The following is a 24288-nucleotide window of genomic DNA, read 5'->3' as shown; positions in this document are numbered from 1 at the left end:
CCTGAACGCTCAACCCACCACGCCAAAACTATCGTTCACTACACGATCGTATTATCAACGAAAGAAGGCCCGAGATGAGAGTGCTGGCGCTGGGCGGGGCCGGAGCGATGGGCGCGGTCGCGGTACGCGAGGCGGCTCGGCAGCCGCGCGTTTCGCGGATCGTGGTCGCCGACCGTGACCTGGTCACGGCCGAGGCCGTCGTGCGCCGGTCACCTGGGAAGACCATGCCGTTGCGGGTGGACGTGACCGACGACGACGCTCTGCGCGCCGCGCTCGCCGACGCCGACGTCGTACTCAACACCGTCGGCCCCTACTACCGGTTCGGCATGCGGGTGCTGTCGGCGGCGATCGAGACCGGCACCCACTACCTGGACATCTGCGACGACTGGGAGCCGACCCTGCAGATGCTGCAAGCGGACCGGGCCGCCCGTTCGGCCGGGGTGTGCGCCGTGGTCGGCGCCGGAGCCAGCCCGGGGGTCAGCAACCTGCTCGCCGCCCGCGCCGTCCGCGAACTGGACGCCGTGCACGACCTCTACACCGCCTGGCCCGTCGACGTCCCGGCCGCCGGAGACCAGGACGACGACCAGCTCCTAGGGCCCGACGGCCGTCCCAGCGCCGCCGCCGTCCATTGGATGGAACAGATCAGCGGCACGGTCGCGGTGGTCGAGAACGGACACCTGGTGCACCGGCCACCGCTGCGGCCGATCACCCTCGTCCTGCCCGAAGGCCGGACCGGAACCGCCTACACCGTCGGCCACCCCGAGCCCGTCACCCTGCACCGCAGCTTCCGTCCCACCGGCCAAGCCGCCAACCTGATGGTCGTCACCACCGGCACCCTGGCCTACCTGAACGTGCTGCGCCGCGACCTGGACGCCGGACGCCTGACCAACGAGACCGCGGCCGCCGACCTGGCCGCCCCCTCCCTGGCCCGCGCCCTGCGTGCCTGGGCAGGCTCGCTCACCCGCAAGGGCCCGGGATCGCTTCCGCCGTTCTTCGCCGCCGCCGGCGGCACCCACCAAGGCCGCCCGCGTACCGTCCTGGCCCATCTGTCCAACGCGCCAGAAGACACCGATGACGCGCCCGACGCCACCACCCCACCCTTGATCGCAGACATGGCCGAGGCCACCGGAGTGCCCCTGGCCCTGGCGCTGGCTCAGATCCTCGACGGCACAGCCCTCAAGCCCGGCGTCCGCCCGCCCGAGACCGCCCTCGACCCCGACCGCTTCTTCGCCGACCTGAACCGCCACCACCCAGGCAACGACCTCAACGTCACCGTCGAACACACAAGCACTCCCCTGCGCCCAGCACGACCCTGACATCCGCTCCCGCCGGCCGCCCTGGCAGAGAGGGACTGTACGGCCTTCGATGTAACTCCTGATCAAGGAGTGACACCTGATGCCCACAACCGAAATGAAGGCGGAACAGGTAGGCCCCTGGCATCGCCTCACACCGCGAGCTGCGGCATGTGAGTACGTCGCTCGCTGTCTGGAATCTCCGGGGGCGGGCCACCTTCCGTGCAACGCCGGCTGATCGCATTACCGGGAGCCTGCCAACGGCGCAGACGACCTGGCCCAAGCCTTCGATCGTCTCGTTGCCGTCATGGACGACGAAGTCCGGCTCCACTGGCAAGGTCGTGTGCCCGCCAAGCGCGTCGACCAGGTTGTTGATGCTCGAAGTGCTGGCCGGTGGTCGGCTTGTCCGAGACTCCCCGCGCCATCGCTCAAGGCGGTCGGCGGAAAACCATTGGCCCGCTTGATCAGATGGAGCCTAGATTCGTGGGAAGACACTTCGCGGGAGGCCGCAGTGAAACTTCTCAGCAGCGTGCGGACGGATGACGCCGACCTGGCCCGCCTGGCCGCCGAACTCGACATCCCAACGATCGACGGACTGCAGCACCAGGGTGACGTGTCCGTCGTCCCCGCCTCGATGGCGTCCGAGGACCACCGGCCGCCGGTGACCCCGGTCCCGGCCGCGGGTATCGCCGTGGTCCGCGGTGAGGCGGGCGGCCACACCCACCTGCTGCTCGCCTCCGGTGACGTCCGGTACGACGTCCGCGAAGGCGCGGCGGACGACCTGACCCTGGGGTCGCTGGAGGTCGCGGACGGCGCGATCGCGTGGCTCGACCACCCCGAGCACGGCAACACCGGGATCGCGCCCGGCCGGTACGTGCTGCGCCGCAAGCGCGAGATGGCGCCGCGCGTCCTCACGCCCGACACCGTCCGCAAGCTTGAGCGGGCCCGTAAGCAGGCCCGCAAGCAGGCGGCCCTCGACCAGGCCGCGCGCGAACGAGCGGAGCTTGAGCGCGCCGCCCGCGAGCAGGGCTGGACGAACGTCCGCTTCGTCGCGGACTAGCCGTACCGACCATGGACGTGGAGCAGCAGGCGCTGCTGGAGTCCGTGCGGGAGGAGTGGATCGGCCACGGGCTGGCCGTCGGTCCGGCCTGCCGGGAGGCCGCCGAGGCGGGCGTCCAGGACGTCTACCTCGGCGCCGGCCGACGGCCGCCGGAGCAGATCATCTGGCTGGGTTCGCCGATGGCGGGCAGCATCGGCGCCGACATCCGCGCGGGACGGCTCCAGGTCGTGACCAGGCGGGCCTGGCGAACCCTGCCGGAACAGGCCGCCGCCGCCCTCGCCGACCGGGTCACCGACGACCCCCCGGAAACCGACCTGATCATGCTGGACCCGCTGCCGCACGGCCGGGAGCGGGACCCGCGCTGGCGCGCGCCGCTGGACCGGCTCGGCCGCGAGGTCGCCACCGCGGTCGACATCGGTCTCGGCAAGGCCGTCGGACAAGCCGTCGACCAGGCGGCCGCGACCTGGCAGGAGGCGCGGCAGTTCCCCGAACAGTGGGCACTGCCCCGGCTGGGCGCGTTCCCGCAACGGACGCTGCCGCACCTCGCCCAGCTCGGCTTCCTCGAGCTCCTCGGCGCCGGTGAACCGGACCGCCACGGCCGGGGCCTGCTCCAGGTGGCGCGTTCGGCGGGCGAGTGGTGGCCGATGCGCGACAGCGTGATCCTCACCGAACGTCCCACGCAACTGCACCGCGACGCCGGGGGGCGGCTCCACCATCCGACCGGCCCGGCCGTCCAGTACCCCGACGGCTGGCGCCTTTGGGCGTGGCACGGCGTCGCCATGCCACGCGAACTCATCGAGGAGGACGTCCCGATCTCCCGAGCGGTGTCGCTGCGCAACTCCGAGCAGCGCCGCTGCGCCGTCGAGCGATTGGCAGGCCGAGCCGGCTGGCACCGGATCGTCACCGAGGCCCGCTGGCCGCAGGTCGGCCGGGAGGTCCCCGACCCGGGCAACCCCGGCCAGGTCCTCAGCCTCTGGTGCGTCGAACGCCTGTACGACGACCACCTTCACCTGCTCCTGATGACCAACGGCACCGTCGAACGGGACGGCACCCGCCGCGAGTTCGGCGAACTGGTCCCCGGCTGGATCCGCGACCCCGTCCACGCCGCGGCCTGGCAGATCGGCCTCACCTCCACCCAGTACCGCCAGTCCGCCCGCCGCACCTGACCCCCAGCGGACGGGCTGGTGTCGATCTCGCAGCGCACTGTCATGGCAGCCGTGGCGCGTGTCGTCGATCAAGGCGCAGAGACCGAGAGAGAATGCCATGCATGACTCGGACGACGAAGCCACCTGGTGATATCGCGCTGCCGTTGATCGGTTTCGGTACCTGGCAGCTGCGGCGCGAAACGGCGTACGACTCCGTACGCGCGGCGCTGGAAGTCGGCTACCGGCATGTCGACACCGCAACGTTGTACCAGAACGAGTCAGAGGTCGGCAGAGCCGTGAGGGACAGCGGCGTGGGCCGAGAGCAGGTCTACATCACCACCAAACTACGCCCACAGGACGCGCGGCACGCCCGCCGCGCCCTGGAGTCCAGTCTCCGCCTGCTCGACACCGACTATGTAGATCTTTGGCTGATCCACTGGCCGACCGGCCGGGACGAACTCGTCTCCACCTGGCAGGAACTATTGTCCGCCAAGGACGCAGGACTGGCCCGCACTGTCGGCGTCAGCAACTACAGCCCGGCCCTGATCGACCTGCTGACCGAGGCCACCGGACAGCAGCCGGCGGTCAACCAGATCCCGTGGAGCCCGGGACAGCACGACCCTGCCTTGCTGGACGAGCACCGTCGTCGAGGAGTGGTCGTCGAGGGCTACAGCGGCCTGAAGAACACCGACCTGCGCCACCCCGTCCTCACCGAGATCGCTGAACGGCACGCAGTCACGCCCGCCCAAGTCGTCCTGCGCTGGCATCTGGAACACGACATCGTCATCCTCCCCAGGTCATCACGCCGGGAACGCATCGCCGCCAACTTCGACCTGGAACACTTCTCCCTCACCACCGAAGACGTCACCGCGATCGACGCACTCGCCCGAACCAGCTGACCGAAGACGGCAAGCGAGCCGCGTTTGAATGGTGTCGCCACCGAGAGACGACACCAACCCAGCATCGGCTTTACCAGTGCGGTCGGCGGCACGAGCGGACGTTCATGTCGGCGCGATCACGTGCCCTCCCTTTCCCCAGGCACGTCTCACTTGGCGATGCCATGCCCGACAGCCCCACAGCGGGCGCCAAGACGTCGCAAAGATGTCTCCGGCTGAAGATATACGTGAATATTCCGGCCTTGGATGATGTGCTTCCGGCCGATATCTGGAGGCGCCCATGGCCCACAACTGCAGCTGCGCAGGAGCCAAGTCGCCTGGTTGTACAGCCACTCCTTTGGCCAATCCGAGTAATTGCGGTGCTGATGTGCCCCGACGCGTCTTGTCACCCGGCGGTCAGAGAACATTGCTGGGAGCCGATCGTCGCTCTCGGCAGAGCGGAGGTCCGCCACGTCGTCCGCGACAGGCTCGCTCAAGTCTTCCCGGAAGACCCGTGGTTCACCCCGAACCGAAATGCTCTGGGGCATACCTAGTCGAGTCACACCACATGGACGACGGCGCGCCAGTGCACGGTGACTGGACAGGGGTTTCGTGGACTGCCGGCTGGATGCCCGGCCGCATACGCTCGCGGTGTGGACAGGCGCCTTCTCGGGCTTGCGAAAGAGGCGTCCCGCTCGAACGCGACCGCTCCGCAGACGGTCAGACCGAGCAACTCCCTGCTGAGTCTGTGACACCCAAGACCGACACCACCACCTGTCGCTCTCGTGATCAACGCGCTCCTGCGCCTGTGGCCGGGGGCATAGCGTGCGTCAGGCCTTGGCGCGCTGCTGCTTGAGGCGGAGTTCCTCTTTGCGGACTTCGGCTTGGATGGCCTGCTCGCGTTCGAGCCAGTCGGGGTTTTCGGCCTTCAGGTTCTCGATCTCGGCTGTGGTGAGGGGGCCCGTGATGCCGGCGCGAGCCAGACCTGAGGCGGAGACGCGGAGCTTGGCGGCGACGACCTGGCGGGGGTGGGGGCCCTCGCGGCGCAGGTCCGCGAGCCACGAGGGCGGGTCGGCTTGGAGCGCGTTCAATTCGTCTCGGGAGACAGGGCCTTCCTGAAACTCGGCGGGCGCTGCTGACAGCAGGATTCCCAGCTTCTTGGCCGCGGTCGCGGCCTTCATGGTCTGCGGCGTCTTCGCCTTGGACGTGCTCATGACCTCAAGGGTAGCCAGCGGGAGGAAGTTGCCTGGACGTGACTAGGCTGAAGAAGTGACCGATGGTGAGTTCCGGCTGGCCTACGCGCCAGGGGTGACGCCCGGGAAATGGGCTGGAGTGTGGGCCGAGCGGGTGCGGGAGGTGCCGCTCCGGCTGGTGCAGATGGCCGCCGCCGAGATTGTCCCCTTGCTGCGGGACGGTGGTGTGGACGCGGCGTTCGTACGCCTGCCCGTCGACCGCGAGGCCCTTCACGTGATCCCGCTGTACCTGGAGACGACCGTGGTGGTGGTGCCGAAGGATCACGCGGTGGCCGCGGTCGAGGAGGTGGAGGTCGCCGATCTCGCCGACGAGGACGTGTTCGAGCCGCTCGACGACGTCTTGGCCTGGGACCACCGCCCCGGGCAGCCTGCCTTCACCCGACCGGAGAGCACCGCTGAGGCGATCGAGTTGGTGGCGTCGGGCGCCGGCGTCCTGCTGCTCCCGCAGTCTTTGGCCCGCCTCCACCACCGCAAAGACCTCACCTACCGCACCGTGACCGACGCCCCTCAGTCCCAGATCGGCCTGGCCTGGCTCGACACCGAGACGACCGACCTGATGGAGGAACTGATCGGCATCGTCCGCGGCCGCACCCCCAACAGCTCCCGTGGCCGCAATCCCCAACAGCAGCCCACCGGTAAGAAGCCACCGCCTAAGCGCTCCACCCCCAAACGTCGCCGCCAAACGCGCCGCCGGACGTGACGAGGGTCATGCCTACCGACATCGCGTTCCGGCCGCCGCCCTAGAACTCCCCACTGACGCCGAAGCCGCGGTCTGGGGCCCTGCCACAGGCACTTCCCCGCCATGCCGCCGCCGGTGATCCGGCCCAGCCTGTCGGCGGTACGGCATCTCAACCCCGACACCGCTAACGTGATCGCCGCCGAACGCCACCAGCATGGCGCCTACACCGGCACCGAAGACGCGGTGCACCAGTTGGCGACCCCGCGCCACCCCGCCGACCACCACCCTGGAAGTCCGGCTGCCACACGACGACCGGACGACAACCCAGCTGCCGACCAAGGCCGCAGAGCGGGACATCGAGCTACACGGGACCTCCCGCAGCGGGACGCGGCTCCACGCCAACCGTCTCTGGCAAGTACACCCTGGCGCCATTCTCACCGAATGCGGCATGAGAGTGCGTTCAGTACCCGTCATCAGGCGTCAGCGGTCGTCGGTAATGGTTTCCAACCACAACGAGCCGGCCGCGCTGTCGCCGAGCGTGGGGTCAAGCACAGTCATGCGGGCGAGGAAGTCCGTGCAAGATCGTTCAAGTTCGGCGGCGTGCTGTTCGTGTTCCTTGAGAGGTGCGGGGAAACCCGGACCGGGGTGTGCGCGGATCAGTTCGACCGCCGCCCGCCAACGCCAAGCCACCTCCACAAAGGCAGCTACCGAACTGTTGAAGTAGCAGACAGCCGGGTGGTAGAGATTCGGGTAATAGGGACGGAGTTGCTCGTGGACGTCGGCTGTGCTTACCGGTCGTTCGCGTATCCCCATGACCTGCCCGGTGCCGGCGACCGCTCCAATTCGGATCGCGGTGCCCGGGTCGAAGTCGGCGCCATAGATACCGAGCAGATACAGCCTTTGCTTCTCGGAAAGAAGTCGGCGTTCCAGTTCACCGGCGATGTTGGGTGCCAGCGTGGGCTGAGGCCCGGCTTGTGGTGTCGGGCGCAGCAAAGGCCCTTCCGGTAGGCCCCAAGTCCGCAGAGCCAAGCGATCTGACTCGGGCAAGAGCCAGTGGTCCGTGACCGAGCCGGCCCGGACTTGGACCAGCGGCTGGATCAGGGAGGAGAGCGGCGCTTCGCTGACGGCCAGCATCTGGTCGTGCAAGCTTCCCACTAACACCTCCAACGAGTGGGAGGATCGTAGCGGTCGCCTGGGCATGCCGTCCGATGGGACTCAATCGAGCGCCCCGGCCAGCGGCAAGAGAGGTGTCAGGGCTGAAGCAGCACCCGGGACAGGTCATTCAGTGGAGGACCGCAGGTAGGCCATGAGGGCCTTGCCGCGCGGGGAGAGACGGTAACCGGTCTCCAGGCTTTCGGTGAGGCCGAGGGCTTTGAGGCGGCGGACGTCGGCCTTGAAAGGGAACTTGTCGCGGTCCAGTCGTTCGGCCAGGTCCAGGGCGCGCAGGCCGGGGTGTTCCTCGATGAGGCGCAGGACCTCGCGGGTCCAGGGGCCGCGGCGGCTGCGGATGTCGACGGCGTCCAGGGCGGCTTTGAGGTCGGCCAATTCCTGGTCGGTCAGGTCGGCGTTCCCGGCCAACTCCGATTGAGGATCGGGTCCGCCCAGATGGAGCATGACGCGGTGGTAGCCGCCCTCCTTGGTGCTCTTGGACAGCGCGGTGAGCAGCGCCGCACGGCTTGCGAAGCCCGAACGCAGGGCGTCCTCCTCGGTGATCTCCTCGGGGGTGACGGCCGTGACCGAGTCGATCACGACGATCCCCGCCCAGGTGCGCTGGGTGCTCCCCGTGCGGACCCGGGGCTCGGCCCACACCCGGAACACCCGGTCGATCCGCCCGCCCGCGATCCCCTCAAGGACCTCCCTCCTGAACAGCATCGTTCCCTCCCTGGTGACACGCCTTTCCTTCTGCGACTTCATGCAGGGCACCAATAAATCATGCTGAGCAAGTCGCAGGAGCCCGCGCGGAGCCGGAACAGCCACCCCGGCGGCTACCTCGACCGGCCATCGACCAGATTCGACGCCGAACTCCGCGACCGGGCCCGGCACGCTGAAGGACCAACGCCGGTGCCTCGCCGCAGCCGACTGGCCAAGGAACCGCCGGTCACCGCTGGCGGACGAGTCCGATCGTGGGCCAACCTGGCGCGGTCTGCGGCAGGAGCCTGCGTTCTTGCGTCAAGAGCCGGGAAGGAGGACCCATTCGCAATCTTCAGGGCACCCATGCCCGCCGTCAGGGCCCCGGCGTCAACGTCATGAAACCCGGGCTCGTCAAGGACTTCAGCGAACCCGGTTGGTTCCAATCCGCCCGCGACAGCCCGCCAGAAACCCTCAGAAGGCATGAACCACACTTGCCCGCCACCGTACCCGGCTCTTGCAGCCATGATCGAATGCGTCGTCCGCAGCCGAATCCCAACTGTGGGAGTGGGACCACGAGCGTAGGAGGAGTTCCCTCGCCTGGGTCATGTCCAAGGCAAAGACTCCGGCACCGGGCTGTGAAGTCCCGGCGACCAGCGCGAGCGCCAGGTCCAGGCACGCGCTCAGCCCGGCGCCCGTCCACACGTCGCCGTCGCCGACGGTGTCACCACGGTGTCCGGTACTCGGCGGCGGTGGACCAGTGCGTCGTTGCCAGCCCCTGAGCGGCCGGTTCGTGGCAGAGTGGCGGGATGCCTGGCGCGCGGTACGGGATGGATGCGCCCTATGGGTTCGGCTTTGTGGGCCTGGTCGTGCTGGGGTTCTGGGTGACCGGGCTGGTGATGGCGGTCACCGCGGATCTGGCCGCCGCGCTGCCCGCGCTGGTCTCCGGCACCCTGCTGGCGGGATGCCTTGCCCTGAGCCTGCACGCCACGCTGCGCGGCAAGTTCCTGGTCTGGCGGGACGTGCTGGACGAGCTGGACCTGCGTGGCGACGAACGGCTGCTCGACCTCGGCTGCGGACGCGGCGCCGTCCTGTTGGCCGCCGCCCGGCACCTCCCGCAGGGCCGGGCGGTCGGCGTGGACCTGTGGCGCGGACGGGATCAGTCCGGCAACACCCCGGCGGCGACCCTGCGCAACGCCCACGCCGAAGGCGTCGCCGACCGCGTCCACGTGCACGGGGGTGACTTGCGCAGACTCCCGTACGCGGAGGCAAGCTTCGACCTGGTGGTGTCCAGCCTGACGGTGCACACCATCTTCGGCGCGGACGCCCGCGCCCAAGCGATCGCCGAGGCGTACCGGGTGCTGCGGCCGGGCGGCCGCCTGCTGATCGCCGACCTGGCGCGGACGCCCCGCGAGTACGCTGCGGTGCTGGCCCTGCTGAACGCCCAGGACATCCGCGTGCGCGGCCTCGGCTGGCGCGCATGGTGGGGCAGTCCGTGGGTCCCGACCCGCCTGCTCACCGCCCGCAAACCAGCCACACCCTGAACACACCTACCGGCACGATCCAGGCCCATGGTCACCTGGCGTCCGACGAGCACCTTCGATGGCGGGTACCGGCCGCCGTTGGTCGCCGACACCATCAGGGGCACCCATTTCACCGCTGGGATCTACGATCGGCGGCGCAGGCCTCCCACCTACGCACCCGGCCGTAACCACGACGGCCTCCTTCACCCAAGCCGCACGCGAACTGTTCGGCAACACCAGCACCTAAATGAAGACCTCCGACGCCTGGCCCATGCAGCACGCCCTCGGGGCATCACTGCTGTGGATCACCGTCATGCTGATCATGTTCATCCCCCTGTCCACCCGCCTCTACAAGAAGGCGTTCAGCTCCTGATCCGGGCCAACGACAAGAACGACCCACCGACGCGCACCGATCTCCGCCCGTCCGCGTTCGACCACCCAAGAGGATCTGCGGCCCCGTTCACACAGCAGCCGCCCAGCACCGGCAGCCGTCCCCGACGCTCGCTACGGCCGGACTCGCTGGCGATGATCTTCTCCGTATGAGCTCCAGGGCCGTCAGACCGGATGGTCTGACGGCGAGGAGCCCTACCCCCGGAACAGCAGTGTGGATTCGCTTTGCGGGAGACCTGATGGGTCTCGTTCGGTATCACGGGGGCGCGCCCAGGCACTGAATCTCAAGCACGCCACGAAACTGTCATCGTTGAGAGTGAGGCATCGCACTTTCGCGGTCTGTGACCCGGGAACGCCGGAGAACGTGAGGATCTCCGCCGTTTCGGGGCCGTCCGCAAGAGTGATGTCGAGCCTTTCATAAACGGTCTTGAGCTTCATGCCCATGACACCAAAGAATTGAATCTCGATGATGTCGGCGCCGTCGACGCTCCGTAGCGAAAGCTCCGAGTGGCTGACGTTATATCGCCACGGCCGGAATCTGCGTTCGAAAGAGATGGGCAGGCCCGCGCCTTCATTCGACGAACGGGTTGTCAACGGGTCTCCCTTCTCGATAGAAGGTCACCAACGGCCATGAGCTCGGATTATCTTGAATCAAGCTTAGCTCCCAGCCAGTTGCGTGTCCATCGAGGATGGGGTCCGTGCCCCGGCCGGCCCGGGCCGCGGCCACAGGGTCGTCGATCCCGTCGAGATTGACGTGGATCTGCGTCTTTCCGTCCTTGACGTAGCTCTGGAATTCTTGCACCCAGTTTTGACCTTGGGACGGCCAGTCGTGGTACGACTTCGCGCCGACTCGGTCAGCGAATTCGAGGAGCGCCATGGGGTTTCCGTCGACTTCGCTCAGGCCGATCGCAATTTTCGCAGGTTCTGCCTTTGTGGGCGCCTCTTGGGTGGGAGCCTTTTCCGGGGTGTTGGGCCGGGGCCCGGTATTGGCCCCTCCCCCGCCGCCTGGACCTTTTCCGCCACCGCCCGGGCCGCCCGGGCCGGAGCCGCGTGGACCGCCTCCGCCGGCTCCACCCTTGTCCAGTGGGGACGGGTACCAGGGCTTGGAGCCGGTCAGGTCGAGGTTGTTGATGGGGTCGGCGTTGACGTAGTCGTAGTTGTTGGCGGAGCCGCCGGAAACGGGGTCGGTCTGCAGGAAGCGGCCGAGGACGGGCAGGTAGGTGCGGGCCCCCATTTCCAGGGCCTGATGGCTGGCCAGGTGTTCGATGGGGACGGTGTGCTGGCCGAGCCAGCCGAAGTCCATGCCGCCCTCGGCGGTGGCGGGGATGGGGATGTCGCCGATCGCGCCGGTGTCGGGGTCGATGTTCTGGCCGAACGGGTCGTACAGATGGAGTTTGCCGGTGCGGGCGCCGGTGCCGTCGGCGGTGAGCAGGATGTGGCCCTGGACGTTGGGGTAGGCCCAGTTGGCGGGGGTGTTGGCGGAGTAGTTCTTGGTGAGGACGACCCCGCCCGGCAGTTTCAGCACGCGTTGCCGCAGATTCCCGCCGGCGTCCAGGACGAAGTCGGGTCCGCCGGCGTCAGAGGTGAAGCCGTAGCGGGTCGCCTGCGCGGGCTTGCCGGTCTCCTCGACCGTGCGTGCGGTGATGCGGTCGGTGACGTCGCGGGTGTAGCGGACCGTCCGGGCGGCGGCGTTGGCGGTGGCGGCGGTGGTGGTGACCACGTGCCGGCGGGTGGAGTCGTAGCCGAGGGTGTCGGTGCCGACCTTGGTCGCGTTGCCGTAGACGTCGTAGTCCAGCGAAAGGGTGGTGGCGCCACTGGTGGACAGGAGCCGGTCAGCGTTGTCGTAGCAGTAGGCGGTGGTGACGGGCGGGCCGCCGTTGAAGCTGTCGGTAGAGCTGGTGCGGTTGGTGTTGGCTCCGGCCTTCTTGTTGGGTCCGCAGCCGCCGTCGCCGGTGTAGCCGTAGGTGAGCTTGTGGTGCGGCACGGTGGCCGCGACAAGGCGGCCGGCACCGTCGTAGGTGTAGGAGTGGTCGTAGGTCTTGCCGGGGGCGGCGGAGTCGGTGATGGATTCGGCGGTGACGCGCTGGTCGCGGGCGCGGGTCACGGTGTCGGTGACCGTCGACTCCTTGGTCTTCCATTTCAGGGCGGTGACGGCCGCGGCGTCGTTGTAGGTGACCGCGAGGTCCGATCCGTTGCCGTAGCCGACGGTCTTCAGCAATCCCGCCTCGTAGCCGGGGGTGGCGACGGCGGTGCCGTCCAGGCTGAGGCCGATCAGGCGTGCGGCGTTGGTCCAGCGGTAGGTCAGCGTCGAGGAGACTCCCTTGACCGTGGTGGTCTCGGTGGTCTTGCGTCCGGCGGCGTCGTACCTGCTGGTCGTGATCACGCCGGTGGCGTCGGTGTAGGAGACGACCCGGCCGAGCAAGTCGACCACGGCGGTGGTCGAGCCGTTGGCGTCGCTGATCCGGGTGACGAGGGAGTTGCCGCCCACGGCGTAGTCGTGGGTGACGGTCCGGGCGGGCTGATCGCCCATCGCCGGGAACGTCTTCTTGGCGACGCGGCCGCGGGCGTCATAACTGACACACGACCACGGTTCGGAGTTGATCCGGACGGCGACGACCCGGCCCGACGCGTCGTCCACCGTTTCGGCCGTGTTGGCCGACCCGTCGGCGTTCCCGGCCGCGGTGAGGGTCTTGGCCATGCCGCCCTGGTTCACCGCCGGCGAGTTCTCCTCGCAGGGGTTGGAGCGAGTCTCGTTCCCTCCGTAGTAGGCGGAGGTGCCGCGTTTGGCGGGATCGCCGATGTCGCCGCCGGGCAGGGCTTCGGCCAGCCGCCGCAGATATCCGTTGCCGGGTCGCTCGAAGACGTTGCGCCTGACCAGGTCGAGCCCGCCCGGGTCGCTGGTCTTCGACACCACCAGCCCGAACACCGGATCGATCCCGGTCGAGGCGTCGGAGTAGGCGGTCGTGGTCTTCGTCGACGGGGCCCGTTCGGAGCCGGCTTCAGTGACCCTGCTGGTCTCGTAGCCGTAGCGCGGCGCCAGATGCTCACCGGGGACGGTCACCGAGCCGTCGTCCCCGGGCGGAGTCCAGGTGAAGTCCAGAGCGCCGGTGCTGCCGCTGCGGTTGTAGTAATCGACACGGATCCGGTGCCGGCTGCCCGCCTTGGGGTTGGTGTAGGTCCCCGAAACCGTGGTGGAGGCCTTGTCGGTCCAGCTGTCCACGATGAGCACGTCGTCGATCCACAGCCGCACCCCGTCCACGGCCGTGAATCCGAGCCCGTACTTGCCGGCCTCAGGGAACCGGATCTCGCCGGTGAACCGGCCCGACCAGCCCCCGGTGCCCGTCACCGGCGGTGTGCCGCCCCAGTTCCCCGTCAGCGAACCGTCGCCGGTACCGACGCCGGTCTGCCACACCGCGGGCACACCCGACAGATGCGGGTTGTCGTAAAACGCCGCCTGCAACCCGACGATGCCCTCGTCATAGCGGGTACGGCTGTGCGGAACCGTACTTTGGCACTGCGAGGTCGGGGTCTGGCCGTCGAAGCACGACGCCGCCGCGGGCCCGTGGACATCGGTCAGCCGGTCGGCGTGGTCGTAGACATAGGTGACACGCTTGCCCCGCGGGTCGACCTCCGCGACCGGCTGGTCCTTGGAATTCCACGCCACCGACGAGCTCACCCCGTCGGCGTCGGTCGACGTCAGCTCCCGACCGGCGTCGTCGTACGTCACCACACGGGAACGCATCCGATCGTCCAGCCCCGACACCCCGACGGTCGTCTGCTTGCGGTCGAGGTAGTACTGGTAGAGGTGCCCGGGTCGCGGCCCTGCCTCGAGGTAGCCGCTGGGATACGGCGCCAGGACCTTGACCGCCCGTAGCCGCGAGTCCCCGATGTCGCTCTCGTAGACGCTCTCGTACTCGACCATGGTCCGTTCGGCGAGCATCCGCCCGTTCGGCGTCTGCCGGGCCAGCCAGTCGTAGGCCAGACCGTCACGGACCTCGGTCAGCGGCCCGAGCGTCTCCTTGATCTTCTGCCGCTGCTCTTCGTCGGTCTCCCGGTCGTACAGTGGCTTGGCCGTGTCCCGGTTCAGGTAGTTGTAGTCGGCGATGGCCGCGCCCGGGTTCTCGATCCGGGCGAGGGTGTCCATCACGTACCACAGCCGGGTCTCGGTGCCGTCCCAGTAGCGGATCCGGCACAACTGCTGCGCGGGCGCACGGTCTGCGCCAGGCGGGCGGGCGACCCCGCCGTAGCAGTTGTCGCTGCCGTCGGTGTTGTAGTGCAGGGTGTGCGCCCGGCCCGACACCGGGTCCTTGATCTGCGTCAGACGCGGGATGGAACCGCTGTAGAAGTACTGCAACGCCGCCGGCTTCTTGCTGTCCTGCACCGACGTCACCTGCGCGAGCGTCCCGTCGGGGTTGAAGATCGACGCCACGTCCTTGTCGGTGACGGTGATCCGGCCACCGGCGTCGAAGGCCAGCACACCGTCCTCGTCGGACGGGGGCGCATAACCCCCGTCCGACGTCTTGGTCCAGGTGTGCTTGCCGCCGGCGTTGTCGGTGAGCACCACCGACCCGTCCAGCATCTCGGCCTTGGTGTAGCCGCTCCCGGCCACTCCCAGCGTCCATCCCGCCGGAAGCGGCAACGGGTCCTCGGCGTACAGCCAGTCCGTCGTCACGATCCGGGGGGCGACGTTGTGGCTGCGCTGGCCCGCGGCGCCCGTCGTGCTCTTGGTCCACAGCACCATCCGCGGCCGTTCGGCACTGTGGTGGTAGAGCTCGACCTTGATCGCCGCACGCTGCCCGGCGATCAGTGGAACGTCCCGCTCGTGCCTCGGGCCCGCCGTCAGGAACTCCGTGCTCACGTTCGGCGTGGCATCGGGGTTGTCGTAGACGAGCCTGCCGTTCACCCAGATCTTCGCACCGTCGGCGTGCGCGCCCGCGAACTGGAAATCCCCGGACCTGGGGGCCTTGAAGTGGCCCTCCCACCGGATGACGTAGTGGTTCTTGTCCAGGGCGGGCGGAAGCGGGTTGTCCTTCCACGGGAGGTTCTCGTCGACGTTGCTCCACACGTTGCCCCAGTCCAGATTGACCTGGGCCTCGCTGCGCACCAGCACCGGAGCGGCTGCGGGCGTTCCGTTGTGCTGCGGGTCGTTGAAGTAGGACGCGCGCACGCCGTGCGCTTCACCCTGCCGGGAGTTGTAGCTGAACGTCACTCCGGCCGGCCCACCCAGAGCCTCGAAAGCCGGGCCGGACGACTTGGTGTGGACGTTGCCGTTGTACAGGTTCACCGTTACCGGGCCGAGCTTGTCGGTTGGCGCCGGCCCCGGATCGCCCACGCGCTGATCGACCGTGAAATGCGCGACCCAGGCCGGTGGGGTCACCGGCTGCCCGGCTCCCGTCGTCGTGCCGGCCGTCCAGGTGTACTTGCCGCCGTCGCGCAGCACGTGCTTGGGCACCTTCCACTGCGGCGTGGACAGGCATCCCGAGTCGACGACGCTGCCAGAACGGCCGTCGAACCCGGTCGACACCTTGAAGCAGTACAGCGTGCCGCTCCCGACATCGCGAACCTTCAACGTCGGCGTCTCGGTCGCCACGACACTGTCGTCGACCGGGCTGACCAGGCTTGTCTGCGGTGCCTCCGCCGCACGGGCCGCCTTCGACCCGGCCGCGCCGGTCCGCGCCAGCGGCGTGAAGTCCGCCACCGGCGATGTGGCCGGCGGCTTGAGCTGGCGCGGCTTGACCGCCGCCGACGTCATCAGGGGCAGATCTCGGCGCGGAATCTTCGAGCCCGGCTCCGCCCGCGCCGGTTGCCGCGACACCATCGGCTGCACCAGCGACGCCGACAACACCATGGTCGTCACGACCGCCGTCGCACGCATGCGCCACCGAGTGCCCGAACGCCGCCGCCTTCTGCCGGAGACCCAGAACGGCCGATTCACCTGCGGCAACGACATCCCAGGCTCCCCCATGATCCAAGCGGCCTCAGCACCACGATCGTCCTGAGAACATAAGTGTCTATTTGAGTGCGGATCAAGAGGCGAAACCATCTGTTCACATAGCGGGCCTGGGAGACCGGCCGAGCACGGCCCATAGAAGGCCCAGTCGGCACATGTCCGATCACCGCGTAGCCGACCACCACCGCGGCCACCCGCGGCGCCTGTTTCCTGCCTGCTCCAGCAGCCCGGCTGCGACGAACGGCTGCGCAGAGCGGCCGGGCTGATCCAGGAGGTCGCCCGGCTGCCGGCGGTCGACACCGCGCTGTACAGCGACGACATGTAGGTGGCGAACTCCCACGCCGGTGGGGCGTGGCCGCTCCGGCACGTTGGAGAACCATCCGGTCGGCGGGATCGCCGTGAGCGCGTTCGCTCCCGTACCGTCCACGGCCAGGAGCTCATCCATGAGCCAAGAATGAGCCTTGCGGCGTTCGCGGTCTCGACCGCCGGCCGACGACCCGGTCCAGCCCATCATCGTGCACGGCGGGGCCGTCGAGTGGTTCGAGGATGGAGACGAGCAGCTGACACTGATGGTGAGACCGGTCCGACGCTGGTGGAGTGCCCAGGTTGCGACTTGGTCGCTGTGTCTGAGTCATTCGCTCGTTCAACACGCTTATCAGGGTTGCGTGGGGCTCTCGGCCGATCTAGCTTGGCCATATGGACAAGGCAAGTGGCCAAGGCGAACGGCCAAGCAGTGCCGAGCAGGGCGCCGCGACCCGCACCGCGATCATGGATGCCACGGCCGCGCTGATCGCCGAGCTCGGCTGGGGGCAGGTCACCACCCGCGCCATCGCGACGCGCGCGGGTGTGCCGCACGGCGCGGTCAGCTATCACTTCAAGGGCAAGGAGGAGCTGCTGCGTGAGGCGGCCGTCTCGGCGACCCTCCAAGCGTTGGCACAGCCGATCGCGCTGACGCGGCAGGCGGGCAGCGTGCGGGAGTTGGTCGACGGGACCCTGGCCTGGTTCTCCTCGGGAGCCTTGGACGACCCGTCGGTGGCGTTGCTGCTGGAAACCGCGCGGCAGGCCTCCAGGGATCCCGCACTGCGCGAGCCCATCGCCGCCGAGCTGCGCTCCTACCGCGCCGTCCTGACCGGCCTGGTCCGCGCCGACCAGGAACGGGGCGAGATCGACTCGCGGGTGTCGGCCTCCGGGACCGCGACGCTGGTCGCCGCGCTGTTCGACGGGGTACTGCTGCACCTGCTCGTCGACCCCGACCTCGACGTCCAGAACGCGGCCGGCGTCGTGCACGCACTGCTGGGAGGCGTGGGGTGAGACCACGTCGATGGGGCGCTGTGATGGCCGAGCGCCGTCGACTCGTGATCAGCACCTGGGTGATCGTCATCATCGCGTGCGGCGTGGCGTTCCCGTTCCTGCTCAAGGAGCTCAAGGCCGCCGACTACGGGGTGCGCGGGACGGAGTCGAGCCGGGCGTCGACGCTGGTCCAGCGGCATTTCTCCGGCCAGGGCAACGAGCAGGACGTCATCGTCTTCGACGTCCCGGACGGCCAGATCACCGATCCGGCCCGCCGCGCCGCGATCGACCGGGTCGTACGGACGGCCCGCAGGCAGCAGGGCGTCGCCGCGGTCGTGGGCCCGTTCGACGCCCAGGCGCGTCGCCAGCTCTCCCCCGACGGGCGCGCCGCCCTGGCCCTCGTCGGACTGAAGGGGAACGCCCACCAGCTACCCGGCCGGGCGGCCGATGTGCAAACCGCGATCCGCGACGCCGCCGGTGATGGGGTGAATGCCTATCTGACCGGGTACTCCCCCATCACCAATGATCAGACCGAGGTCGGGACCGCCGATGCCGAGCGGGCCGAGTCCGTCGGGTTGCCCATCGCGCTGCTGGTGCTGGTGCTGGCACTCGGGGCCCTGGTCGCGGCGTTCCTTCCGCTGCTGCTGGCGGTGGCCGGCCTGGCGCTCACCTTCGGCGTGATTTACCTGCTCACGTTCGGGTTCACCTTCGACGTGTTCCTGTTGAGCATCGTCACGATGATCGGCACTGGCATCGGCATCGACTACGCGCTGTTCATCGTCAGCCGGTTCCAGGAGGAACTGGCGCGCCGCGGGGTGACCCGCGACAACAGGCCGCGCGATGCGATCGCCGAGGCGACCGGGGTGGCCGTCGCGACCTCGGGACGGACGATCCTGTTCTCTGGTGTGATCGTCGCGATCTCGGTGTGCTCGCTGTTCATCATCGACGCCCCGGTCTTCCGGGAGATCTCCATCGGCGTCCTGATCTCGGTCATCTGCACGCTCACGGCCGCGCTGACCCTGCTGCCGGCCGTACTGGCCGCCCTGGGCCCCCGGGTGAACGCCGGAGCGCTCCCGGCCCGGGTGCGCCCCGCCGGAACCCGCCCGGACACCCAGGTCTCTTCCGGCGTCTGGGCGCGCTGGGCACATCTGGTCATGCGCCATCCGATTCCGGCCGGCCTGCTCGCCGCGGCGATCCTGGTCCTGGCCGCCTTGCCGGTGGCGGACCTGAAGTACGGCATCGATCTGGGCGTCAGCTCCCTGAAGGACAAGCCCACCGGCAAGGCGCAGCAGATCCTGGACCGCTCGTTCAGCCCCGGCACGGTGTCACCGATCCAGATCGTGGTGACCGGCCCCGGCGGCGCCTCACTTGACGCCGCGGGCGCACAACAGGCCACGCGGCTGGCCGGCCAAGTCGCCAAGGACGACCGCGTCGCCGCCGTCGAGCCCGTCCCCGGTGACGGACGAGTCCTGCTCAACGCCGTGCCCAAGGTGCCTATCGACTCGCAGGCGGCAACCGGCCTGGTCCGCCACATCCGCCACGATCTCGCCCCCACCACGAACCAGCAGGTGCTCGTCGGCGGGGCCACCGCCACGTTCGTCGACCTGTCCGCGAAGACGACCCGCAAGCTCCCGTACGTCATGGCACTGGTCCTGGGGCTGTCCCTGCTGTTCCTGCTGATGGTCTTCCGCAGCATCACGCTGCCGATCAAAGCAATCGTGATGAACCTGCTCGTCACAGGAGCCGCCGTCGGCCTCACCGTGGCGGTGTTCCAATGGGGTCATGGCTCCGGCCTCCTGGACTTCACCAGCGCCGGCTTCCTGCAGGTCTACGTCCCCATCACCGTTTTCGTCCTCTTGTTCGGCCTGTCCATGGACTACGAGGTCTTCCTGATCCGCCGCATGAAGGAGGCCTGGGAGGACGGCCACGACAACGCCTCGGCCGTCGCCGCCGGCGTCGAGCACACCGCCCGCCCCATCGCCGCCGCAGCGGCCATCATGGTCGCGGTGTTCGGCGGATTCCTCACCGCCGGGGGCCTGGAGCTCAAGCAGTTCGGCCTGTCGCTGTCCGCAGCCATCGCCCTCGACGCCACCCTCGTACGCCTCGTACTGGTTCCCGCCCTCATGAAGCTCTTTGGCGACTGGAACTGGTGGCTTCCCGCCGGTCTCAACCGACGCCTCCCGGCCATCCGGGGTGAGCCCGCAACCCACCGCCAAATGACATCCAACCCGAGCCCTCGCGGCCGAGGCCGGATCCCTTGACCCCGTCCGGACACCGGCTGAAGAACGACCAGGAGGAGCTCTCGGAGCCCAGGTCCGTGGCGGGCTGGAAGCCGGCCGCGAGGGATTCAGACCAAGATTGTCGATCTTCACGCCTTCAAGATCAGTATGGGTCATCCTGTGCTCCCCACTCACGAGAGGAGTGACATGCACACCGCCATGTCGTCCCCGGCCCTCGCGATCCTCGGCATCTCGATGGTCGCCGCGACGGTCACCGTCGGCACGTCCACCATGGCCTCGGCGCAGGCCAATGCCGTACCCGATTGCCGCCACCTCGACATGCAGAACTTCCACGGCGACCCGTTGTCCTGGAATGCCGACCACCTCTGCCGAGACCCCGACGGCGATCCTCTGTCCGTCACTTGGGTGAGCACGCCGGACCTCGGCACCGTCTCGCACAGCAGGACGAAGGTCGGCTACGACTCCGAACAGGTCGTGCAGGGCAGCCGGGTCGTCATCAACGTCAAGGTCAGCGATGGGCAGGCTGAAGACGAGGCCACCCTCGAGGTCGATCATTTCGACCCCCGGCTCGGGATCCCCGCCGACGACTCCTACACCGTCAAGCAGGGCGAGTCGATCACGTTCGATGTGCGCGACAACGACAAGAACGCCGCCGGCGCCAACGTGTACCAGACGCAACAGTCCCTTGGGAAGGTCGTCGTGCTCCCCGACGAGAGGCTCAGCTACACCGCGCGCCAGGGCTCGGTCGGCGAGGACAGCTTCCCGTACTGCCTCTTCCGCTCCGAACTTCCCCGGCATTGGTGCAGCCCGGAGGCGACCGTGAGGATCAACGTCACCGAGTGACCACGTGAGCGAGGCCCGTCCCGTACGAGGCGGGCCGCGCTCAGGTCGCAGCCGTCCTCGCGGACTGACCGGGCCAAGCTGGCTCAGCCAACGAGCCGAGCGCCCCAGCCCCTGGCGGCCCCTTGCGGTCCGTGCATTTGGCAGAACGCGTACGTAGCCATACCGGGCTCGCTGAACTCGGCGTGGCCGGTCGGCACTCGCGCACGCCGACCCCGCCCGCCCAGAACCGGCCGTTCGTCGGCGGCTGGGCAGGCTCACCCAGCTTGCGCACCCCGGCGCTGCCGACCCACCCACCCCGCTCATCGTGCACACGCATCTCCATCCCGGCAGCAAGACCAGAATCGATCTGGGCAACGAGTACACCGACGGCGGCGGAGCCTACGGAACGGTCCCGGACCGCTCGTTCACCGAGGGATCCATCTCCGTGCAGCCGGCACCGCCGCCGCAGGCGAAGTCGGTCACCCTTGAGCTGACCTTCTCCAGCGCCGGACGAGAAAGCACCCAGAAGCTCTCGTTCTCACTCCCCCGCTAGGACTCGTCCACCATGGGGCCTCTGGACCGGACCATTCATCCGGGCCGGAGCCTCCACTCGAGAGCCCGCCACCCGGAGCAAAGCGACGGGTCAGCGGGTACGAGCGTTGGGGCGCTTGCCGTGGTTTGGCCTTCTTCCTTTCTGGAGCGCTTTGCCCGGCGGATCAGAGTGAGCGGCTGAAGGCGTGCACGGATCCGGCGAGCGGGCACGACTGAGCCTTTCGGCGACATGTGGCAGGCGGCGCGGGTCAGCGTGATCGGCGTAGTTCCTGGTGGCCGACGGCCGCTCCGGCGACGATCAAGGCGATGCTGAACAGGACGGTGACGACTGCCGCGGTGCCCGCGACCGAGTGGTCCCGGGCACCGAACGCGACCATGCCGCCGAGTCCCATCGCCAGGCAGGAGGCGATGATCCATGGCTGGGCCGATTGGTACACGAGCTTCCAGGTCTCGTCGTCGGCCAGCGCCCGCCGGGTGCGGATTCCGGCGAAGCGGTTGCGCCGGAGCATGCCGTGTGCGGCGCCATGTCCGACGGCTCCGACCGTCAGCGCGGCCACGAGGAGGAGGAGGAGGAGGAGGAGACCGTACAGCAGATTCATGTTCCGGCCGTTTCCAGTCGCTGGACGGTGGAGCTTTCGGGAAGCGGGCTGAGGCGGAAGCGCAGCCGGCACACCACGCTCTCGGTGTCGCGGCGCAGGGCGTGGGCGAGGACGGCGCCGCGCTGGTTCTGCAGGACGCGCTGCCAGATGTGTTCGGGCTCGACCTCGGGGATCAGGACGAACACGTGCCGTTCGCGGACTCGGTTGACGTAGTCGACGACGGGCTCGACGAGACGCTGCCGCTCCTCGTTGATCAAGACGAGCTCGACCTCGGGGGCCCACCGTTCCCAGGCGGCGAGGAAGCGCGCGTTGCCCTCGGTCTCATCCGGATGCGTCACACGGACGGCGATGACGCGGTCGCCGAGGCTGAGGGCGGTGGCAAGGGCTTGCCGGGTCAGGTTGCTGACATCGCCGACGGGGACCACCACGAGTGAACGGCGCGGACGGGGAGGCGAGGGCGTGCGGCCCAGCTCCAGCCGCCGGCCGATTCCGGCGTACGAGCGGTGAACCCACTCCATCACCAGCACCATCGCGGGCAGCGCGACGAGGATGAGCCAGCCGCCCTCGGTGAACCTGGTCGCCGTGACCACCACCGCCGCCACGGCGGTGAGCAGCGCACGCCCGGCTGATAACCGAGCATGGAGAAGTAGTCCACACCGGTCAGGCACATCACCTGCCACCAACGGTGCTGCTTGTGCGACACCTCCTCCTCCGGTGCCGGACGCTGATGGGCCGCCCTGCGGCCCGCGGGACGATGCAGCCCCTGCAGCAGCCACCGCCGCGCCGCCGACCCCGCCTGCGGCTCCGAGCCCCCATCGGACGAAGCATCCACCTCAAGGTCCCCTGTCGCTGGCCGGCGCCTGTTGCACGTCCTGTCCAGGACACTGTGCCAAAGACCCAGACCAGATGATCTGTTACCCCCGCACAACGTGGCACCGGAAATCCGAGCACGTTCAGGGTGTCAAGCGGAGGCGTACGGCGGGGTCGGCAGTGGCGGCCGCGGAGGTGTGTTCGCCGAGACGGACAGAGATGCCGAGGCTCGGTCGGGTGGACGCGGCGGAATCTGACCTGGAGCTCGGCAGCCGGGCGCCGACGGATGGAGCGGTCGCTGCGGCGGCGGTCGCGGCAGGTCAGGCGCCGGGCCGAAGAGGCCATCCGTTGGATCGTGGTGCACCGATTCGGGGCCCCGGACACGGTAGATCCAGCCGATCAAGACCATGGTTCAAGTTATTGAAGGTCAAGATTGAAAAAATCAAGCTGATCGCGTTGACCGTATAGAAAAGTCAAGATACAACTGGATGTGTGAGCTTGACGCCGAGCACAAGGGGCCGAGGGTGGACTGGCAGGAGCTGACGGATCTGACGCGTGGACAGCCGTTCGTGGTCGAGCGGGTTCGCCTCGACGGCAGCGGTGTTGTGATCGAAGGGGAGTTCGAGCCGCCGCAGCTCGCTCAGCTCAGCATCGACGATCAGGTGTTCGTGGCCGCGTTCGTACGCTCGCACGGCTCGATCAAGGAGATGGAGCGGATCTTCGGGGTGAGCTACCCGACGGTCAAGTCCCGGCTGAACCGGATCGCCGAGCACCTCGACTTCGTCGACACCGACCCGGCGCCCAGCGGCGCTGACGTCATCGACCGCCTGCGGCGCGGAGAGATCAGTACCCAGGAGGCGCTGGCCGAGCTGGAGCGGTCCCGATGATCCCGCAACTGGTGACGGCGCATTATCGCCGTCGCGATGGCCGCTGGCGGCGGCTGTACATCCCAGTCGTGCCAGTGGTGCTGGCGCTGTCACCGCTGCTGCTGCTGGCCGTACTGGGCGGACTGGTCGCATGCCTCGCCACCCGGATCAGCCCAGGCGGCGCGCTGCGCGGTGCCGGACAACTGCTGTGGGCGCTGCCCGGCACCCGGATCGAGATCGAGCAGGGCCCAACGGCCGTGCTGGTCAGCGTCAGATAGGTCAAGGAGAAGAACAGTGAACGAGCAGCGCCGCCAGATCCTGGAGATGCTGGCCGAGGGCAAGATCACCGCGCAGGAGGCAGGGCGGCTGATCGACGCCCTCGAACGACAACAGCCCGACTCGCCCCCGGCGGCCGAGTCGCGCCCGAAAACCCGGCCCAAGTACCTGCGCGTGATGGTGAGCTGGGCGGACGAGTCGGGCGGTGAAGGGCCGGGCCGGGTCAACATCCGGGTCCCGCTCCAGCTACTGCGCGCCGGGGTCCGGCTCGCCAGTCTCATCCCTCCGCAAGCGCTGACCAAGGTCAACGCGGAGCTGGCCAAGTCAGGGGTGCCGATCGACCTCACCGAGCTCAAGCCGCAGCACCTCGAAGATCTCATCGAGCACCTCGACGACCTCACCGTCGACGTCGACGACCCCGACAGCAAGGTGCAGATCTTCTGCGAGTGACACCGCCGTGGCGCCCGACGCACTCCCGCACCACGGCGCCATACGGCCATCCGCCGGGCTCCGCAGAATCCACAGCCGAATTGACGGGGTCTGCGGCCACGCCAAGACCGGCCGGTTGCTCGATCTGGACCTCAACGTCCCACGGCAGCATCCGCCTCGGTGAGGCGGCCCCCCGTTCGGTCGCACCCCCGGCCATCGCCCGTCAACAGCGCCATGACCTGCCCGGCAGAGCACCAGGTCCCGCCGTCAGCGCCGCGGCGCTGTCAGGCCAGCTGATCTTGCTGGCACATCCCCACTGAACAAGCGGAACGCCGCACGCGCTACAGAGCGGCGTGGTCGGCAACCCCTCACCCGCATGGCACAAGGCC

The 24288-nt window shown here is 68.7% G+C and carries 22 protein-coding genes; 14 read left to right on the top strand and 8 right to left on the bottom strand.

Annotated elements, in window-relative coordinates; all coding sequences use genetic code 11:
* Positions 1–74 precede the first annotated feature (74 nt).
* The 4 genes from ABD333_RS40335 (at position 75) to ABD333_RS40320 (ending at position 4396) form a co-directional block, all read left to right on the top strand.
* On the top strand, positions 75–1316 hold the full coding sequence (locus ABD333_RS40335; RefSeq protein ID WP_344547906.1) for a saccharopine dehydrogenase family protein: 1242 nt from the start codon (positions 75–77) through the stop codon (positions 1314–1316).
* A gap of 487 nt (positions 1317–1803) precedes the next feature.
* Positions 1804–2352, top strand: a complete 549-nt coding sequence (locus ABD333_RS40330) for a hypothetical protein (RefSeq protein ID WP_344547905.1) — start codon at positions 1804–1806, stop codon at positions 2350–2352.
* Between the two features lie 11 nt (positions 2353–2363).
* A complete protein-coding gene (locus ABD333_RS40325) occupies positions 2364–3518 on the top strand; it encodes a DUF6745 domain-containing protein (protein WP_344547904.1) in 1155 nt (384 codons plus the stop codon).
* 101 nt (positions 3519–3619) lie between these two features.
* Positions 3620–4396: an aldo/keto reductase gene (locus ABD333_RS40320; protein ID WP_344547903.1), complete on the top strand. Its 777-nt coding sequence runs from the start codon at positions 3620–3622 to the stop codon at positions 4394–4396.
* A gap of 806 nt (positions 4397–5202) precedes the next feature.
* On the opposite strand, the gene ABD333_RS40315 is transcribed toward ABD333_RS40320, so the two are convergent.
* Positions 5203–5586 carry a DUF5997 family protein gene (locus ABD333_RS40315; protein WP_344547902.1) on the bottom strand — a complete coding sequence of 128 codons (384 nt, stop codon included), beginning with the start codon at positions 5584–5586 and terminating at the stop codon, positions 5203–5205.
* A 55-nt stretch (positions 5587–5641) separates the two neighbouring features.
* Between ABD333_RS40315 and ABD333_RS40310 the strand changes: the two genes are divergently transcribed.
* Positions 5642–6325 carry a LysR substrate-binding domain-containing protein gene (locus ABD333_RS40310; RefSeq protein WP_344547901.1) on the top strand — a complete coding sequence of 228 codons (684 nt, stop codon included), beginning with the start codon at positions 5642–5644 and terminating at the stop codon, positions 6323–6325.
* Between the two features lie 459 nt (positions 6326–6784).
* On the opposite strand, the gene ABD333_RS40305 is transcribed toward ABD333_RS40310, so the two are convergent.
* A complete protein-coding gene (locus ABD333_RS40305; protein ID WP_344547900.1) occupies positions 6785–7450 on the bottom strand; it encodes an SUKH-4 family immunity protein in 666 nt (221 codons plus the stop codon).
* A gap of 132 nt (positions 7451–7582) precedes the next feature.
* Positions 7583–8176: an ASCH domain-containing protein gene (locus tag ABD333_RS40300; RefSeq protein ID WP_344547899.1), complete on the bottom strand. Its 594-nt coding sequence runs from the start codon at positions 8174–8176 to the stop codon at positions 7583–7585.
* Between the two features lie 785 nt (positions 8177–8961).
* On the opposite strand from ABD333_RS40300, the gene ABD333_RS40295 reads away from it, so the two are divergent.
* Positions 8962–9696: a class I SAM-dependent methyltransferase gene (locus ABD333_RS40295; RefSeq protein ID WP_344547898.1), complete on the top strand. Its 735-nt coding sequence runs from the start codon at positions 8962–8964 to the stop codon at positions 9694–9696.
* A gap of 226 nt (positions 9697–9922) precedes the next feature.
* Positions 9923–10048 (top strand): hypothetical protein, encoded by a 126-nt coding sequence (locus ABD333_RS40290; protein WP_344547897.1) that lies wholly within the window; start codon positions 9923–9925, stop codon positions 10046–10048.
* Positions 10049–10260: 212 nt separating this feature from the next.
* Here ABD333_RS40290 and ABD333_RS40285 read toward each other — a convergent pair whose 3' ends face one another.
* From ABD333_RS40285 to ABD333_RS40275, 3 genes are all read right to left on the bottom strand, one after another.
* Positions 10261–10659, bottom strand: coding sequence for a hypothetical protein (locus ABD333_RS40285; protein WP_344547896.1), 399 nt, complete (start codon positions 10657–10659; stop codon positions 10261–10263).
* Positions 10637–15940 carry a PA14 domain-containing protein gene (locus tag ABD333_RS40280; protein WP_344547895.1) on the bottom strand — a complete coding sequence of 1768 codons (5304 nt, stop codon included), beginning with the start codon at positions 15938–15940 and terminating at the stop codon, positions 10637–10639. The genes ABD333_RS40285 and ABD333_RS40280 overlap by 23 nt, the downstream gene beginning before the upstream one ends.
* A 238-nt stretch (positions 15941–16178) precedes the next feature.
* On the bottom strand, positions 16179–16460 hold the full coding sequence (locus ABD333_RS40275) for a hypothetical protein (RefSeq protein WP_344547894.1): 282 nt from the start codon (positions 16458–16460) through the stop codon (positions 16179–16181).
* Between the two features lie 251 nt (positions 16461–16711).
* Here ABD333_RS40275 and ABD333_RS40270 point away from each other — a divergent pair, with 251 nt between their 5' ends.
* The 4 genes from ABD333_RS40270 to ABD333_RS40255 all read left to right on the top strand — a co-directional run bounded on the left by ABD333_RS40270 (position 16712) and on the right by ABD333_RS40255 (position 20920).
* A complete protein-coding gene (locus ABD333_RS40270) occupies positions 16712–17326 on the top strand; it encodes a TetR/AcrR family transcriptional regulator (protein ID WP_344547893.1) in 615 nt (204 codons plus the stop codon).
* A gap of 23 nt (positions 17327–17349) precedes the next feature.
* Positions 17350–19566, top strand: coding sequence for an MMPL family transporter (locus ABD333_RS40265; protein ID WP_344547892.1), 2217 nt, complete (start codon positions 17350–17352; stop codon positions 19564–19566).
* A gap of 165 nt (positions 19567–19731) precedes the next feature.
* Positions 19732–20388: an Ig-like domain-containing protein gene (locus ABD333_RS40260; RefSeq protein WP_344547891.1), complete on the top strand. Its 657-nt coding sequence runs from the start codon at positions 19732–19734 to the stop codon at positions 20386–20388.
* Positions 20389–20692: 304 nt separating this feature from the next.
* Positions 20693–20920: a hypothetical protein gene (locus ABD333_RS40255; RefSeq protein WP_344547890.1), complete on the top strand. Its 228-nt coding sequence runs from the start codon at positions 20693–20695 to the stop codon at positions 20918–20920.
* A gap of 247 nt (positions 20921–21167) precedes the next feature.
* Here ABD333_RS40255 and ABD333_RS40250 read toward each other — a convergent pair whose 3' ends face one another.
* On the bottom strand, positions 21168–21518 hold the full coding sequence (locus tag ABD333_RS40250) for an SdpI family protein (RefSeq protein ID WP_344547889.1): 351 nt from the start codon (positions 21516–21518) through the stop codon (positions 21168–21170).
* Positions 21515–22120: a hypothetical protein gene (locus tag ABD333_RS40245; protein ID WP_344547888.1), complete on the bottom strand. Its 606-nt coding sequence runs from the start codon at positions 22118–22120 to the stop codon at positions 21515–21517. Before ABD333_RS40245 ends, ABD333_RS40250 begins: the two co-directional genes overlap by 4 nt.
* Before the next feature lie 696 nt (positions 22121–22816).
* On the opposite strand from ABD333_RS40245, the gene ABD333_RS40240 reads away from it, so the two are divergent.
* The 3 genes from ABD333_RS40240 to ABD333_RS40230 are packed head-to-tail and all read left to right on the top strand — an operon-like array spanning position 22817 to position 23920.
* Entirely contained in the window at positions 22817–23215 is a 399-nt protein-coding gene (locus ABD333_RS40240) for a DUF2089 domain-containing protein (RefSeq protein ID WP_344547887.1), read from the top strand.
* Positions 23212–23472 carry a hypothetical protein gene (locus ABD333_RS40235; RefSeq protein WP_344547886.1) on the top strand — a complete coding sequence of 87 codons (261 nt, stop codon included), beginning with the start codon at positions 23212–23214 and terminating at the stop codon, positions 23470–23472. Before ABD333_RS40240 ends, ABD333_RS40235 begins: the two co-directional genes overlap by 4 nt.
* Before the next feature lie 16 nt (positions 23473–23488).
* Positions 23489–23920 (top strand): SHOCT-like domain-containing protein, encoded by a 432-nt coding sequence (locus ABD333_RS40230; protein ID WP_344547885.1) that lies wholly within the window; start codon positions 23489–23491, stop codon positions 23918–23920.
* The last annotated feature ends 368 nt before the right edge of the window (positions 23921–24288 follow it).

Source organism: Actinomadura fulvescens, from assembly GCF_039533225.1.
Classification (GTDB): domain Bacteria; phylum Actinomycetota; class Actinomycetes; order Streptosporangiales; family Streptosporangiaceae; genus Spirillospora; species Spirillospora fulvescens.
Note: the sequence above shows the minus strand (reverse complement) of the source record. Positions and strands in the feature narration are given on the sequence as shown.